Here is a 15,720-nt window from a genome sequence, read left to right as displayed (position 1 = left end):
GTGCCGGACCTCAAGGCGCTGCACATCATCACCGGCCTCGGCGTGGGCGGCGCCGAGCAGCAACTGAGGCTGCTGCTGCGGCATCTGCCGGTCGACTGCGACGTCGTGACGCTCACCAACCCCGGCCCGGTCGCCGACGGGCTGCTGGCCGACGGGGTCCGGGTCGTCCACCTCGGCATGACCGGCAACCGGGACCTGGCCGCGCTGCCCCGGCTGGCCCGCCTCATCCGCGCCGGCGGCTACGACCTCGTGCACACGCACCTCTACCGCGCCTGCCTCTACGGACGGCTCGCGGCCCGGCTGGCCGGCGTACGCGCCGTCGTCGCCACCGAACACTCCCTCGGCGACTCCCAGATGGAGGGCCGCCCGCTCACCCCGGGCGTCCGCGCCCTGTACCTGGCCGGGGAGCGGCTGGGCAGCGCCACCGTCGCCGTCTCCCCCACCGTCGCCGACCGGCTGGAGCGGTGGGGGGTGCCCGCGCCCCGCATCGAGGTGGTGCCCAACGGCATCGACCTGACCCGTTTCCGGTTCGATCCGGTCCAGCGCCTGCGCACCCGCCGCCGTCTGGGCCTGCCGGAGGGCGCGTACGTGATCGGCGGCGTCGGCCGGCTGACCTCGGCCAAGCGGTTCGACGTCCTGGTCCGAGCGCTGGCCGGACTCCCGGACGACTGCTGGCTGCTGCTGGTGGGCGGCGGCCCCGAGGAGCACGTGCTGCGGCGCACCGCCCGCGAGGCCGGGGTCGCCGACCGCGTCCTGCTCACCGGCGAACGCCCCTACGTCCCCGACGGCTCCCCCGGCCCCGACCTGCCCTCGCTGGCCGCCGCGATGGACGTCCTCGCGTCGCCCTCGCCGGAGGAGGCCTTCGGCCTGGCGGTCGTGGAGGGCCTCGCGTCGGGGCTGCCGGTGGTGTACGCGTCCTGCCCGGCGATCGAGGACCTGCCCTCCGGGCACGCGCCGACCGCCCGGCGGGTCACCGGCGGCGCCGAGGACTTCGCCCGCGCCCTCGCCGAGGTCCGGGCCGGCGCCGGACCCGGTCCCGGGCCGCGCACGGTTCCCGAGGCGGCCCGCCACTACTGCGTCACCCGCAGCGCCGCCCGGCTGATGGACGTGTACGCGACCACCCTCACGCACCCGTTGTCCCCGGCACCCCAGGGAGTCAGTTCCACATGACCGAGCCCCTCACCCAGTCCCCGGCCCAGCCCTCGGCGGAGCCCGAGGCCGAACCGCCCGCCCGCCCGCGCCGCGCACGGGCCGCCCTGCGCCGCGTCCGGAACCGCCTGCGGTCGCTGCCGCCCTGGTCGCCGCTGGCGGCCGGTGTCCTGGCAGGCGGGCTGCTCGGCGCCGGCTACGGCCTGCTCGCCACCCCGCAGTACACGGCGACCGGCTACGTCGTCGCCGTCCCCACCGACAAGTCCGACCCGGCGACCGCGCTGGGCTTCGCGCAGGCCTACGGGCGGGTCGCCACGCAGCTCGCGGTGCTCGGGGACGCGCAGATGTGGGCGGACGTGCCGGTGGCCCGGCTGGAGGAGAGCGTGCGCACGGCGACGTCGCCGGACGCGCCGATGGTCTCCGTGACGGCCACCTCCGCCGACCCGGAGGAGGCCGCGGACATGGCCAACGCGGTCGCCCGGGCGCTGACGCGGCACGCGGCCGCCTCCGTCGACGACACCCACGTGGAGCTGCGGCAGTTCGCGCGGGCCACCAAGCCGACCGAGGCGTCCTCCGCGTCCGCCGCGGTGACCGGTCTGGTGGGGGCGAGCGCGGGCGGGCTGCTCGGCGGGCTGGCGCTGCTGGCCCGCCCGCGCCGTGCCGCGGCGGACGGCGGCCGCGCGACCGCGGCGGTGCCCGGACCCGCCTCGGCGGCCGGCGTGCGCGGGCAGCTGTGACGGACACGAGGGCGCGCACGGCCGCGCCGTCGGCCGGCTGCACGACCGAACTGGTCACCGACGAGGCGCACTTCGCCGACCTGGCGCCGCAGTGGTCGCGTCTGCACGCCCGGTGCGAGGCCGCGACCCCGTTCCAGAGCCACGCCTGGCTGCACGCGTGGTGGCGCTCGTACGGCACGCGCGGCCGGCTGCGGCTGGTGCTGGCCCGCGACGGCCGCGATCTGGTCGCCGCCGCACCGCTGACGCTGGTACGGCGTCCGGTACCCGCCCTGGTGCCGCTGGGCGGGGCGATCTCCGACTACGGCGACGTCCTGCTGGACGACGAGCGCGGTCCGGACGCGGTGGCCGCGCTCACCGAGGGCCTGTCCCGGGCCGCCCGCACCGCACTGGTCGACCTGCGCGAGGTACGGCCGGGCGCCGCCGCCGAACGGGTCTACGAGCGCTGGCGCGGTCCCCGCCGCCGGCTGGCCGACTCGCTCTGCCTGGAGCTGCCCGCCCTCCCGATGGACGAACTGGTCGCCCGGCTGCCCTCGGCCAAGGCCCGCCAGCGGGTCCGTGCCCAGCTGCGCCGGCTGGACTCGCTCGGCGTCAAGAGCCGGACGGTCCTGCCCGACGAGGTCGACGCGGCGCTGGGGCGGCTGCTCGAACTGCACCGGTTGCAGTGGCAGGGCCGGAAGGTGACCGGCGAGCACCTCAAACCGCGGTTCCGCGACCACCTGGTGCGGGCGGTACGGCCGATGGTGTACGCCGGGGACGCGGTGGTCACCGAGTTCCGGATGGACGACGAGGTGGTGGCCGTGGACGTGACGCTGCTGTCCGCCCGGCTGGCCGGCGGCTATCTGTACGGCGCCCACCCCCGGCTGCGGGAGCGCAGGGCGGACGTGGCGGTGATGCTGCTGGACGCGTGCGCCGGGCACACCCGGCAGCCGGGGCGCGGCACGCTCAGCCTGCTGCGGGGCAACGAGCCGTACAAGCACCACTGGCGTCCGGACCCGGTGTCCAACCAGCGGCTGCTGCTGGCCCGCCGGCGCACCGCCCCGCTGCTCGCGGCGGCCCTCGGCGACGCCGCCGCGCGACGGCGGGGCAAGGCGCTGCTGCGGCGCCCGGAGCGGAAGGAGGGCGACGGTGGCGGCGGCACCTGACGAGCCCGGCCGCCACCGTCGCGTACGGCTACTCGTCGCGCGAGTACCAGTCGAGGCGCATGCAGAGCTTCCCGCCGAGCCAGTACTCGACCCAGTCGCCCAGCTCCAGCGGCGAGCAGCCGGCCGGCGGCCGGGGCGTGGTCTCCGGCACCGCGGGCACGGGCGGCGTGGTGGGCGTCGCGGGTGCGGTGGGCTCCGGGGTCCCGGGTGCGGGCTCGTCGGTGCGGCCGAAGAGCACGGACCGGTAGACGGCGGTGGAGCGGGGATTGTCGTCGCACTGCCACACGCCGTGCGGGCAGTAGTCGGTGACCGTGTTGTAGACGGGCTTGTGCTCGTCCATCCAGGCCAGCATGCGCCGCATGTACTCGGCGTTGTCGCCGTTGCGGAACAGCCCCCATTCCGGATAGGAGACGGGCTTTCCGTGCTTCTTCGCGAAATCGACGTGCGCCTGGAGTCCGTAGGGCTCCTTCACCTGTTCGTCGAACTTCATTCCGCGTGGCTGGTCGTAGGAGTCCATGCCGATGATGTCGACCGTCTCGTCCCCCGGATAGCACGTCGTCCAGGGGACGGCGTCCCGGCCGCGGCTCGGCGTGAAGTCGAACCGGAACTTCTGGCCGGGCACCGCCCGCATGGTGGTGACGATCCGCTTCCAGTACGTCTTCCAGGCCTCCGGGTCCGGCCCGCAGCGGTGGGTGTAGGTGATGCCGTTCATCTCCCAGCCGAGCACCAGGACCGTGTCCGGGACCTTGAGTTCGACGAGCCGTTCGGCGAGGGCGCGGAAGTGGTGGTCGAACTCCCCGGCGGCGCCCCGGCGCAGCAGTGCGCGCACCTCGTCGTCGCCGACCCCCTCCTCGTTGCGCTCCATCATGGGCACGTTGAGGACGAACATCCGGTCCGCCTTGCGGGTGCGCCAGTCGGCCCACGCGTCGAGGAAGGTGGGGGCGCCCTCGATGTTGCTCCAGCGGTCGCCGGGCAGATAGGTGTGGCCGACGCGCAGTTCGGCGTCGCCCAGCCACCGGCTGAGCCCGGCCATCCGGGCCACGCCGCGTGGGCCGTAGTCCAGGTACGCGCCGAACGCGGGGGTGACGGCGGGCTTCTTCGCCGGTGCTCCGGGTGCCGGGACCGCCGGCGCGGGTGCCGGCGGGGTCGGTTCGGCGGCGACCGTGGGGCCCGCCGCGGCCACCAGCGCCGCCAGCGCGACCGCCGCCGCGACGCCTGCCGGCCGCCTGGACCGGTTCCGTGACTGCCGTACGGCCATACCGGCTCCATTCCTCGCCGTGAATTCCGCTCCGTTACTGACACTCAGTCATATGAAATGCCATCACGCCACCGCCGCTACGGCTTTCGAGTGCGCCGATCGCCCGCACCGGTGAACCGATTCGAAGACGAAGGAAGTTTCCCGTGTCGCTGTTCGACACCCGCGTCCCCGCAGTTCTGCTGCGGACCGACCGGAATCCCTTTCACCACGGAACGCTGGGCGCCGTGCGTTCGCTCGGTCGGGCCGGAGTGGACGTGCACGTGGTCGCGGACTGCTCGCGCAGCCCCGTCCGCGCCTCTCGCTACGTGACGGAACTGCACACTCCCCCGCCGCCCGACGCGTCGCCCGCCGACATCACGGCGGCCCTGCGCCGGGTGGCGGCACGGATCGGGCGTCCCGCCGTACTGATTCCGATGGACGACGCGTGTGCGGTGGCGGTGGGACGGGCGCGGGCCGAGCTGGCGCCCTCGTATCTGCTGCCGGACCAGCCGGGCGACCTACCCGCACGGGTCGCCGACAAGGCGGAGCTGGCCGGGGTGTGCGCCTCGCTGGGCGTGCCGCACCCCGAGACGCTGGTCCCGGACGGACCGGCCGAGGCGGCGCGGGCCGCGTGGCGGCTGGGTCTGCCGGTGGTGGCGAAGTGGAGCCGGCCCTGGCTGGTGCCCCCGGGCGGCGGGCTGCGCAGCACGGTGCTGGTGCGCTCGGCCCGCGAGGCCGGGGAGCTGTACCGGCGCGCCGAGGAGGCGGGGAGCCGACTGCTGCTCCAGGCGTTCCTGCCGCCGGGGCCGGACCGCGACTGGTTCTTCCACGGGTACGCCGACCGCTCGGGCACGGTCCGGGCGGGCGGCCCGGGCCGCAAGACCCGGGCCAGGCCGCGCGGTGCCGGTCTGACCGCGGTGGGCCGCTGGACGCCCAACCCGCGGGTGCAGGCGCTCGCCGAGCGGGTCACCGGCGAGCTGGGCTACCGGGGCGTCTTCGACCTCGACTTCCGCCGCTGCGGTGCGACGGGCGGCTACCACCTGCTCGACTTCAACCCGCGTCCCGGCGCGCAGTTCCGGCTCTTCACCGACTCCGCCGGACTGGACGTCGTACGGGCGCTGCACCTGGACCTGACCCACCGGGCCCTGCCGGACGGGGTGCCGCGGCCGGGGCGGACCTTCGTGGTGGAGAACTACGCGCCGCTGAGCGCGCTGCGGCCGGCGCCGGACGGGCGGGAGCTGGCCTGGCACGCGCCCGACGACCGGGCGCCGGGCCGGGCCCTGTGGGCCCTGTGGGGCCGCCACGCGACCGGCCGGGTGCTGGACCGCGCGCGCAGCCGGCGCGCGCACCCGGCGGACGAGGCCCCTGCCCGCGCCCGCGTGGTGCGCCAGGCGGGCGCGCCGCGGGCCGACCGCGCGGGACAGCCGGACCGCCCGGGGGGCGACCGGGCGGGCAGTCACTGACGCGGGACGGGGGCACGACAACGCCCCCGGCGGCCCATGCGGGCCGACCGGGGGCGTCGGGGTGGAGCGTGGGTCAGCGCGTGGCGTTGGCCCGGCCCCTGCGGTACAGGATCGCTCCACCGGCGATCAGCACGGCACCCGCGGCGGCGGCGCCCAGCGTGCCCTCGCTGCCGGTCTCGGCCAGGACGGGCGGCTGCTCCGTCTGCGGGGTGGGCGGAGTCTTCTCCTCCTCGGCGGGCGGCGGGGGCTCCTCCTCGCTCGGCGGCGGGGGCGGCTCCTCCTCGTCCGTGGGCGGGGTGGTGGGCGGCGGCGGCTCCTCCTCGCCGTAGCCGGGGGGCTCCTCCGAGCGGTTCTCGCACTCGTTGCCGAAGACCGGGTTGAGCGCGGCGATCAGGTCGACCGTGTTGCCGCAGAGGTTGAGCGGCACCTCGATCGGGAGCTGCACGGCGTTGCCAGAGCCGACGCCCGGCGAACCCACGGCGGTGCCGCTCGCGTCGGCACCGCTCCCGCCGGTGCTGGAGGCGTCGGTGCCGGAAGCGTCGGTGTCGGACGTGTCGGTGTCGGACACGGCGGAGGTGTCCCCGCCGGAGCCGCTCTTCCTGCTCTCGTCCGAGTCGTTCTCGCACTCGTTGCCGAAGGCGGGGTTGAGCGCCGCGATCACGTCGACCGTGTTGCCGCAGACGTTCACCGGCACGTCGACCGGGGCCTGGAGGGCGTTGCCGGACGCGACGCCCGGCGAGTTCTTGGCGGCTCCGTCCGCTTGCGAGTCGGCCAGGGCGGGGCTGCCGCACAGGGAAAGGATGCCCGTCGCGGCGGCAGCCGCGACCATCCCCCTGCTCAGAGTCTGTCGCACTCTCGTTGTCTTCCTGCTTGTAGAAATGGCTGGAGAACGATCCGGAGGACAGGCTGCGGAAAGGGGAAGAGCCGGCCCCGAACCAAACAAGCTGGCCAAGGCCGGCCGTGACGCAGCCGGTCGGTGCGGAACGACGTCAGTCGTTCTCGCACTCGTTGCCGAACGCCGGGTTCAGCAGACCAACGACGTTGATGCTGTTGCCACACACGTTGACGGGAACGTGCACGGGAACCTGGACGACATTGCCGGACAGGACACCCGGGGAGCCGATCGCAGCGCCCTGGGCGTCGGCGTCGGCGAAGGCCGGGGCGGCCATGCCGAGAGCCATGATCGCGCCAGCGACGACGGCAGCGGTTTTCTTCATGAACTTTCCCTTCTCCGCGGTCATGCCTGAATGGCGGCCGAAACCGCGCGAGCACAGCATTGACGGCTCGCACCATGACCTGCAGCCTGCAAACGAGGAATTGACGGCCGGAGCAACTACCGAACGCGGGACACCCCGAAATTCACTCGGATGCCTCACGACACGGCCCTGCCATTCCCCCGGAAGAGCGAAGACGTCAACCGCTTCTCGGCGAGACCCCGGCCCGGGAACGACCGGGCGGCCCACGGGGAAGTCAGCGGGCCGCCCGGGCTGGGCGGGAGGGGACTCAGTCCCGGCCCTCGCCGTTCGCCGACAGAACCGACAGGTCCTCCAGGACGTGCGACAGGGCACCGTCCCGCTTGGCCTGCGTGGAGTTGTCCGCGCACTGCTGGTTCAGGTCGTCCGACAGGACGTTGATGTCCTGGACCGGCACGAGGTTGATGACGGCGGCGTTGATGTCCTCGACACCCAGGCACGGCTTGTTCAGCGTGCCCTCGACCAGCGACAGCTGCGGGCTCATGTCGCCCTTGGTCGCCGAGTTGCCGAACGCCGACTTGGCGCCGTTGCCGTTGGCCACGGCCGGCCCGTTGTCGTCCCCGATGGCAAGAGCCTGAGGAGCGGCGGCAGCCGACATGCCGATCACAGAAGCGGCAGCCGCCGCGGCGACCATTGCCTTCTTGAGCACTTCGCGTTCCTTTCGTCGTAGCGACGCACTGTCCTACGGCCTGATCAACCCGGTGCGCGATGATTGGTTTCGGGCGTTCACCCGGTTGGGCCTCCGCCGCATACCGAAAAGGGCCACTCGGATCGCCGGAAATACCGGCGGAATCAAGGAGCCGCACGGACTTCCCGTGTCCGCCGACCGAGTGAACGGGAGAAACCCGGCCGGACTCGTGGAGTTGACCAGTGCGCTCCGGTGGACGGGGTTTCCTCAGAAAGGACTGGCCAGTGATCAAGAAGGTAGCCGCCTACGCGGCGATCGCCGCCTCCGTCATGGGCGCCTCCGCTGCCGCGGCCCCGCAGGCGATGGCGATCGGCGACGACAGCGGGCCCGTCTCGGCCAACGGGAACGCGGCCTCGCAGTACTTCGGCAACTCGGCGACCCACGGCAACATGAGCCCGCAGATGGCGCTCATCCAGGGGTCGTTCAACAAGCCGTGCATCGCGGTCAGCGACATCCCGGTCAGCGTCGTCGGACTGATCCCGATCCAGGACATCCCGGTCCTGTCGGACGACCTGAACCAGCAGTGCGCGGAGAACTCCACGCAGACCAAGCGCGACGGTGCGCTGGCCCACCTGCTGGAGGACGTGTCGATCCTGTCGGCGAACGGCGAGGGCGGCAAGGGCTGACATCGGCCGAGGGGCGGGCCGCCGGGCACAACGGCGGCCCGCCCCTTTCGCGTGTCAGCGTCCGGGCGGCGCGTACAGGGCCTCGATGGCGTCGGCGTACGCCGCGACGGCCGCGTGCCGCTTCACCTTCAGCGACGGGGTCAGCAGCCCGTTCTCCTCGGTGAACTCGCCCTCGACCAGCCGGAAGGCGCGGATCGACTCGGCCCGGGAGACCGCCGCGTTGGCGTGGTCCACGGCCTTCTGGACGTCGGCCCGCATCCTCTCGTCCCGTACGACCTCGGACATCGGGGTGTCGGCGGGCAGCTTGCGCACCGACAGCCAGTGGGCGACGGCGTCCGGGTCGAGGGTGATCAGGGCGCCGACGAAGGGGCGGTTGTCGCCGACGACGAGGCACTGCGCGACGGGCGGGCGGCTGCGCAGGCGGTCCTCCAGGACGGCCGGGGAGACGTTCTTGCCGCCGGAGGTGACCAGCAGGTCCTTCTTGCGGCCGGTGATGGTGAGGTAGCCGTCGTCGTCGAGGGAGCCGAGGTCGCCGGTGGCGAACCAGCCGTCGGTGAGGGCCGCGTCGGTGGCCTCCGGGTTGCCCCGGTAGGCACCGAAGACGATGCCGCCCTTGACGAGCACCTCGCCGTCGTCCGCGATGCGCACGGAGGTGCCGGGGACGGGCGGGCCGACGGTGCCGGGGCGGGGGCCGAGCGGCGGGACGATGGTGGCGGCGGCGGTGGTCTCGGTGAGGCCGTAGCCCTCGTAGACCATGATTCCGGCGGCGTAGAAGAAGAGGTTCAGGTCGCGGTCGAGCGGGGAGCCGCCGCTGATCGCGTAGCGCATCCGGCCGCCCAGTTCGGCCCGCACCCGCCGGTAGACCAGCAGGTCGTACAGGGCCCAGCCGGCCCACAGGCCGAGGGCGGGGCCCTTGCCGCGGCCGAGGAAGCGTTCCAGGTGGGCGCCGCCGAAGCGGACGGCGAGGCGGTGGGCGCGCTCGAAGGAGGCGCCGCGACCGATCTTCTCGGCGGTCGCGCGGCCGGTGTCGTGGATCTTCTCGAAGAGGTACGGGACGCCGACCAGGAAGGTGGGGCGGAACGACTTGAGCGCGGGGCGCAGTTCGTCGGGCTTGATGCTCGGGAAGTGGCCGATCTCGATGCGGGCCAGCAGGCAGGCGATCTGGATCGTGCGGCCCAGGATGTGGGCGAGCGGCAGGAAGAGGAGCGTCGAGGCGGTCTGGCCGGTGACCTCCTTGAAGATCGGGTGCAGCAGCTCGACCGTGTTGGCGGCCTCGGCGTGCAGGTTGGCGTGGGTGAGGACGCAGCCCTTGGGTCGGCCGGTGGTGCCGGAGGTGTAGCAGACGGTCGCCACCGCGTCCGGGGTCAGGGCGGTGCGGCGCTTGGTGACCTCCTCGTCGCTCACGCCCGCGCCGAGGGCGGTGAGGTCGGCGAGCGCGCCCGCGTCGAGTTCCCAGGCGCGCGGGCGTTCGGGGTGGGCGGCGGTGCCGGCCAGGACGGTGGCGGTGTTGGCGGCGGTCTCGGTGACGAGGTGCCGGGCGCCCGAGTCGCGGACGATCCACTCGACCTGGTCGGCGGACGAGGTGGCGTAGACGGGGACGGTCTGGCCGCCGGCCGCCCAGATCGCGAAGTCCAGGACGGTCCACTCGTAGCGGGTGCGGGACATGACGGCGACCCGTCCGCCCGGTTTCAGACCGGCCGCGATCAGGCCCTTGGCCACCGCGGTCACCTCGTGGGCGAACTCGGCCGCGGTGACGGGCCGCCAGGCGCCGTCCACCTCGCGGCGCAGGACCACCGCGTCGGGGGCCTCGGCGGCGTTGGTGAACGGGATGTCGGCGGTGCTGCCGGTGGTGGGGCGGGGCGCGAGGGGTGCGGTGCGGGCCTCGCGGACGGCGCCGTAGGCGTCCCTGACGGTCTCGGTGCTCGCGCGGGACACCAGGTCACCGCGGTTTCTCGCCCGTTTCAGGTCCTTGCGTACGCCCATGTCGGCTCCCGGTCGCTGATCGGCTGGCGTTGTGTCGTGCGCATCCAGACTTGCTTACTCCTGAGTAAACTTACTCAGGAGTAAGCATAGGTCAATGGGTGCGTGCGGACCGAGGCGCCTCAGGTCAGCCGGTTCGCCGTGCCGATCGCCTCGGCCAGCCGCCGGACGTCCTCGTCCTCGGTACGGACGGCCAGGGAGTCGGCGCGCTCGGCGAGTTCACCGAGGCCGGGCGCGCCCGGCAGGGAGCCGTGGCGGGTGTCGCCGTCGTAGGAGGACGAGGACGACGAAGAGGAACGGAGCGCGTCCGCGAAGTACGCGGCGGTCGCGGTGACCCGCAGGCCGCGGTCCGCCTCCCAGACCGAGTCGCCGAGAGCGTCGGTCTCCACGTCGCCGGACTCCTCGTGCGGGGTCCGGCTGTCGGGGTCGAGCCAGCGGACGGTGGCCGTCGCGAGGTGGCCGTCGGCGCCGGGCCGGGTGCGCACGGCGTACAGCGCCGTGACGGTGTGGCCGGGGCCGACCTCGCCGCCGTCGACGCGGTCGTCGCGGAAGTCCTCGTCGGCCACCTGCCGGTTGTCGTAGCCGACGAGGCGGAACTCGGCGACCGTCTCCGGGTCGAAGGCGACCTGGGCCTTGGCGTCGCGGGCGGTCAGCTCGATGTGGCGCGGGAGCTGCTCGCAGAAGACCTCGCGGGCGTCCTCGGCGTCCGAGACGTACGTGGTGTGGCCGTCGCCCCTGTCGGCGAGGCGTTCCATCAGGGCGTCGCCGTAGTCGCTGCCGACGCCGACCCCGAAGAGGGTGATGCCGTGCTCTCGGCGCTCGTCCGCGATGCGTTCGAGGATGGTGTCCGCGTCGGTGTCGCCGGTGTTGGCGAGGGCGTCGGAGACGAGGACGACGCGGTTGGTGGCGCCCGCGCGACGGCCCTCGACGGCGGTGTCGTAGCCGGTCTCGACGCCCGCGCCGAGGTTGGTGGACTCGGTCGGCTCCAGGCTGTCGATCGCGTCGTGGACCCGGCCGCGGTGATCGCCGAGCCGGGTCATCGGCAGCACCGTCTCGGCCTCGTCGCTGAAGGTGACGAGCGCGACCGAGTCGTCGTCGCGCAGCTGGTCGGTCATGGTGGCGAGGGAATCCTGGGCGAGGTCCAGACGGCCGGGCTCGCCCATCGAGCCGGAGACGTCGATGACGAACGTCAGGGCGGCCGGCGGGCGTTCGCCACGCTGCTCGGCGGTGCGGGTGGCGAGGCCCACGCGGACCAGCGACCAGTCCTCCCGGTCGGTGCGGGCGCCGTCCACGCTCACCGTGAAGCCGTCCCCGTCGGGACGTTCGTAGTCCTGGCGGAAGCTGTTGACGAACTCCTCGGGCCGCACCGTCGACGGGTCGGGCAGCCGGCCCTCGGAGAGGGTGCGGCGGGCGTAGCCGTAGGAGGCGGTGTCCACGTCGAGGGCGAAGGTGGAGAGGTGGTCGGGGTCGGGGGCGACCTCCCGGGAGTCGCCGGTCCCGCCCGTCTCCCCGGCCTCCGCGGTGGATGTGCCGCCGGGCGGGCCGTCGGGCGCGGGCGCGTAGCCGCCGCCCCGGGAGTCGGCGGCGGTGTCCTTCGCCCCGCTTGACGCGTCGTCGTCCCCTCCCCCGCAGCCGGTGAGCAGCAGGCCGCCCGCCGCCGTGAGCGCGAGCAGCGCGCCGACCGGCCTTCGTGTCCGGTACCGCTTCATCGTCCCTACCCCCTGGTTCCGTTGACGCCGACCTACGTGACTGTGACGGCGGGGCGGGGCGGAACGTGCGGGACGGGGCGTCACGGGTGCGTCTCGAAGTGGGCACGGCGGCGGGCCGGCGAGACCGGTGGGTGATCCTCCGGTGACCGGACCGACGTCCGGCCCGGCCCTGTCGTCCTAGGACACCACGTCCTTGCGGGAGAAGTTCCGGAAGGCCAGGGCGAAGAGGACCAGTGCGTACGTCACCGAGAGCGAGGTGCCCTGGATCAGGCGGGTCCAGTCCAGCTCGGGACGGACCGTGTCCAGCCAGGCGTACTGCCAGTGGGCGGGCAGGAAGTCGCGCCAGTCGCCGAGGGCGGTCACCTCGTCCAGGACGTTGCCGATGATGGTCAGGCCGACCGCGCCGCCGACCGCGCCGAGCGGGGCATCGGTCTTGGTGGAGAGCCAGAACGCCAGCGCGGCGGTGACCAGTTGCGAGACGAAGACGTACGCCACCGTGAGGGCGAGGCGCTCGGCGGCGGTGCCGGTGGGCAGGCTGCCGCCGGTGGGCAGCTCCAGCGGGCCCCAGCCGTAGGCGGCGGTGCCGACGGCGAGGGCGACCAGGGGCAGCAGGACGATCGCGGCGAGGCTGAGGGTGAGGGCGACGACCAGCTTGGACCAGAGCAGGCGGGCGCGGGGTACCGGCGCGGCGAGCAGGTAGCGCAGGGAGGACCAGCCGGCCTCGGAGGCGACCGTGTCCCCGAAGAAGAGGGCGACGGGCACGACGAGCAGGAAGCCCGCGGAGGCGAAGAGGTTCACCGCGGCGAAGTTCGCCCCCGACGCGGTGGCCGAGTCCATCAGGCTGACCTGGTTGTTCGACCCGCCCGGCTCGCCGCCGATCCGGAAGGCGACGAGCAGCACGAACGGGAGGGCGAACAGGATGCCGCCCATGACGAGGGTGCGCCGCCGCTTCAGCTGCCGGACCATTTCGACCCGGACGGGCAGCGTGCGGCCCGCGCGGTAGCCCTCGGCGACCTCCTGGGCGCCGGCGGGCTCGGCGCGGTCGGCCAGCGTGCTCATGCCGAGTCTCCGATCAGGGTGAGGAAGGCGTCCTCGAGGCGGCGGTGGGGGCCCACCGACTCCACGGGCACGTCCAGGCGGACGAGTTCGGGGATGAGGTCGCGGGCGGTGCCGGTGGGGTCGAGGCGGACCAGGAGGCCGCCCTCGGTGACGGCCGCCGATGCCACGCCGGGCAGTGCGGCGACCTTCTCGGCGAGGGGCGTGTCCACGCGCGCGTGGGTGCCGACCAGCAGGGTGTCCCCGGAGCCGACGATCTCGCCGACCGGGCCAGCCTGCACGAGCCGGCCGTGGTCCATCACCACCAGGTGGGTGCAGCTCTGCTCGACCTCGGACAGCAGGTGGCTGGAGACGATCACCGTGCGCCCGGCCGCCGCGTAGCGGATCATCACCTCGCGCATCTCGCGGATCTGGGGCGGGTCGAGGCCGTTGGTCGGCTCGTCCAGGATGAGCAGGTCGGGCAGGCCCAGCATGGCCTGGGCGATGGCCAGGCGCTGGCGCATGCCCTGGGAGTAGGTGCGCACCGCGCGGGCGAGCGCGTCGCCGAGGCCGGCGATCTCCAGGGCCTCGGCGAGGTGGGCGTCCTCGGCCGGGCGTCCGGTGGCCCGCCAGTACAGCTCCAGGTTCTCCCGGCCGGACAGGTGCGGCAGGAAGCCCGCGCCCTCGACGAAGGCGCCGACCCGGGAGAGCACCGGTGCGCCGGGCGCGATGGCGTGGCCGAAGACGCGGATGTCGCCGCCGTCCGGCCCGATCAGACCCATCAGCATGCGCAGGGTCGTCGTCTTGCCCGCGCCGTTCGGCCCGAGGAGGCCGAGCACCTGGCCCTTCTCCACGCGGAAGGACAGGTCCCGTACGGCGTACCGGTCGGCGGACTTGGCGTACCGCTTGGTCAGGTCGGTGATCTGGAGGGGTACGTCGGCCAGCGCGGGGTCGGGGGGCGGGGCCGAGGTCCGGCGGCGGGCGGTCAGCAGCAGGGCCGCGGCGACGGCGGCTCCCGCGAGGGGCGCCCACCAGACCCAGGCGGGCAGCCCGGCCGTCGCACCGGTGTCACCGAGGGCGGTCGGCACCGACAGGCCGCCCTCGAGGGAGACGGTGTAGGTGGCGGGGGCGGCCGGTGAGGCGTAGCCGAGGTCGGTGGAGGCGAGGACCAGGCGCAGCTTGTGGCCGCGCTCCACCTCGTGGTCGACGGCGGGCAGGGTGACCGTGACGTCCTTGCCGGCCTTGGCGTCCGCCACCCGCAGCGGCGTGACCAACTGTGAGGGGAGCACCTGCTGGGCGCCGCCGGGGCCGACGTCGTACACCTTGGCGAAGAGCACGGCGTCCTCGGCGGTGGACTGCACGCGGACGGTCGCCGTGGGCGAGCCGGTGATCTGGAGGTCCTCGCGCAGGGGCGCCGACTCGAAGGCCGCGTACTGGCCGGGGAAGTCGAGGGAGATGCCGACGCCGAGCGAGGACAGCTGGGAGAGGCCGCCGGAGCCGCCGATGCCGGGCAGGGCGGAGACGGCGGGCGGTGCGGCCCCCGCAGGGTTCTCGAAGGTCTGCTCGCGTCCGCGCAGTTCGATCGCGCGGGGCTCGCCGCCGAGGCCGGGGTAGGCGTCGGCGCTCACGCCCTCCAGGCGGGGCTCGCCGTCGCCGCTGCCGGTGCCGACGGTGCGGGAGACGCGGAAGGCGGGGCCGGTGCCGGCCGACTCGTCGCCCTTCAGATGGCGGTCGAACCACGCGGCGGTGCGTGCCTGGACGCGGTCGGCCTCCATGTCGCCGCCGTCGTGGCCGCCCGAGACCCAGTCGACGTCCACGGGGGCGCCGTTGGCCCGGATCGCCTTGGCGGCGGCGTCGGCCTGGCCGAGCGGGAAGAGGGAGTCGGTCTGGCCCTGGGCCAGCAGTGTGGGTACGTCGATCCGGTCGCCGACGGCCTGCGGGCTGCGCTCCTGGAGGAGCTTCACCGCCTCGGCGTCCGGCGCCCCCTTCTCGGCGACGCGCTGGTACATGCGGCAGAGCGCGGGCTCGAACTTCTCGCAGCCGCCGCCCATGTTGACGAAGATGCCGGCCCAGAGCTTCTTGAAGACGCCGTTCGGGAAGAGGGCGTCCGCCAGGTTCCAGTACGTGATGGCGGGGGCGATGGCGTCCACGCGGTCGTCGTGCCCGGCGGCCAGCAGCGCGACGGCGCCGCCGTAGGAGCCCCCGGCCATGCCCACGCGGGGGTCGCCCTTGCCGTCCAGCCGGACCTCGGGCCGCCCGGCGAGCCAGTCGATGAGCCGGGAGACGTCGGCGACCTCGCCGTCCGGGGCGTTGAGCCCGATCTTCCCGGTCGACCTGCCGAAGCCGCGCGCCGACCACGTCAGGACCGCGTACCCGTCCTGCGCGAGGCGCTCCGCCTGGTCCCGGGCGTCGGCCTTGCTGCCACCGAAGCCGTGCGCGAGCAGGACCGCGGGGCGACGGCCCTCGGAACCGGCCGTGAAGTACGAGGTGTCCAGGCGCACTCCGTCGCCTACTTCCACGACCCGGTCGGCGCGGTGCACCGGGGGCGGGTCGTCGCCGGCGACGGCCGTCCAGGTCCCGGCACCGGCGAGCACGACGACAGCGGCCGCGGCGGACAGTATCCGCCGCGGCCCCCGTAGCAGCCCTCGCACGCGGGGCAGTCGAAGATCCATGCGTCAACGGTACGGGCACCCGCCGACAA

At 74.1% G+C, this 15,720-nt stretch carries 13 protein-coding genes; 5 read left to right on the top strand and 8 right to left on the bottom strand.

The features are described 5' to 3' along the window. The 3 genes from ACGF3J_RS01645 to ACGF3J_RS01635 are packed head-to-tail and all read left to right on the top strand — an operon-like array spanning position 1 to position 3,028. Positions 1-1,170: a glycosyltransferase gene (locus tag ACGF3J_RS01645; protein ID WP_393853362.1), complete on the top strand. Its 1,170-nt coding sequence runs from the start codon at positions 1-3 to the stop codon at positions 1,168-1,170. Continuing rightward, positions 1,167-1,886 (top strand): lipopolysaccharide biosynthesis protein, encoded by a 720-nt coding sequence (locus ACGF3J_RS01640; protein WP_393853361.1) that lies wholly within the window; start codon positions 1,167-1,169, stop codon positions 1,884-1,886. Before ACGF3J_RS01645 ends, ACGF3J_RS01640 begins: the two co-directional genes overlap by 4 nt. Next, the gene (locus ACGF3J_RS01635; protein WP_393853360.1) at positions 1,883-3,028 is read left to right on the top strand and encodes a GNAT family N-acetyltransferase; all 1,146 of its coding nucleotides are present in this window, start codon (positions 1,883-1,885) and stop codon (positions 3,026-3,028) included. The genes ACGF3J_RS01640 and ACGF3J_RS01635 overlap by 4 nt, the downstream gene beginning before the upstream one ends. 28 nt (positions 3,029-3,056) lie before the next feature. Here ACGF3J_RS01635 and ACGF3J_RS01630 read toward each other — a convergent pair whose 3' ends face one another. After that, a complete protein-coding gene (locus tag ACGF3J_RS01630) occupies positions 3,057-4,286 on the bottom strand; it encodes a glycoside hydrolase family 26 protein (protein ID WP_393853359.1) in 1,230 nt (409 codons plus the stop codon). Between the two features lie 143 nt (positions 4,287-4,429). Between ACGF3J_RS01630 and ACGF3J_RS01625 the strand changes: the two genes are divergently transcribed. After that, positions 4,430-5,728, top strand: coding sequence for an ATP-grasp domain-containing protein (locus ACGF3J_RS01625; protein WP_393853358.1), 1,299 nt, complete (start codon positions 4,430-4,432; stop codon positions 5,726-5,728). A 73-nt stretch (positions 5,729-5,801) separates the two neighbouring features. Here ACGF3J_RS01625 and ACGF3J_RS01620 read toward each other — a convergent pair whose 3' ends face one another. The 3 genes from ACGF3J_RS01620 to rdlA all read right to left on the bottom strand — a co-directional run bounded on the left by ACGF3J_RS01620 (position 5,802) and on the right by rdlA (position 7,630). Continuing rightward, positions 5,802-6,581 (bottom strand): chaplin, encoded by a 780-nt coding sequence (locus tag ACGF3J_RS01620; protein WP_393853357.1) that lies wholly within the window; start codon positions 6,579-6,581, stop codon positions 5,802-5,804. 136 nt (positions 6,582-6,717) lie between these two features. Continuing rightward, positions 6,718-6,945 carry a chaplin ChpD gene (gene chpD / locus ACGF3J_RS01615; RefSeq protein WP_125495810.1) on the bottom strand — a complete coding sequence of 76 codons (228 nt, stop codon included), beginning with the start codon at positions 6,943-6,945 and terminating at the stop codon, positions 6,718-6,720. A 286-nt stretch (positions 6,946-7,231) separates the two neighbouring features. Beyond that, positions 7,232-7,630 (bottom strand): rodlin RdlA, encoded by a 399-nt coding sequence (gene rdlA / locus ACGF3J_RS01610; RefSeq protein WP_122620037.1) that lies wholly within the window; start codon positions 7,628-7,630, stop codon positions 7,232-7,234. Between the two features lie 263 nt (positions 7,631-7,893). On the opposite strand from rdlA, the gene rdlB reads away from it, so the two are divergent. Continuing rightward, positions 7,894-8,295, top strand: coding sequence for a rodlin RdlB (gene rdlB, locus ACGF3J_RS01605; protein ID WP_161326877.1), 402 nt, complete (start codon positions 7,894-7,896; stop codon positions 8,293-8,295). 54 nt (positions 8,296-8,349) lie between these two features. Here rdlB and ACGF3J_RS01600 read toward each other — a convergent pair whose 3' ends face one another. The 4 genes from ACGF3J_RS01600 to ACGF3J_RS01585 all read right to left on the bottom strand — a co-directional run bounded on the left by ACGF3J_RS01600 (position 8,350) and on the right by ACGF3J_RS01585 (position 15,691). Further along, positions 8,350-10,278: an AMP-dependent synthetase/ligase gene (locus ACGF3J_RS01600; RefSeq protein WP_393853356.1), complete on the bottom strand. Its 1,929-nt coding sequence runs from the start codon at positions 10,276-10,278 to the stop codon at positions 8,350-8,352. Between the two features lie 119 nt (positions 10,279-10,397). Beyond that, positions 10,398-11,984, bottom strand: a complete 1,587-nt coding sequence (locus ACGF3J_RS01595; protein WP_393853355.1) for a von Willebrand factor type A domain-containing protein — start codon at positions 11,982-11,984, stop codon at positions 10,398-10,400. Between the two features lie 177 nt (positions 11,985-12,161). Continuing rightward, positions 12,162-13,043, bottom strand: coding sequence for an ABC transporter permease (locus ACGF3J_RS01590; protein WP_161326874.1), 882 nt, complete (start codon positions 13,041-13,043; stop codon positions 12,162-12,164). After that, positions 13,040-15,691 carry an alpha/beta fold hydrolase gene (locus tag ACGF3J_RS01585; RefSeq protein WP_393853354.1) on the bottom strand — a complete coding sequence of 884 codons (2,652 nt, stop codon included), beginning with the start codon at positions 15,689-15,691 and terminating at the stop codon, positions 13,040-13,042. Before ACGF3J_RS01585 ends, ACGF3J_RS01590 begins: the two co-directional genes overlap by 4 nt. Positions 15,692-15,720: the final 29 nt, after the last annotated feature.

It is taken from the genome of Streptomyces sp. NPDC048171 (assembly GCF_043202655.1).
Lineage (GTDB): Bacteria > Actinomycetota > Actinomycetes > Streptomycetales > Streptomycetaceae > Streptomyces.
This window is presented reverse-complemented; position numbering and strand designations above follow the sequence as displayed.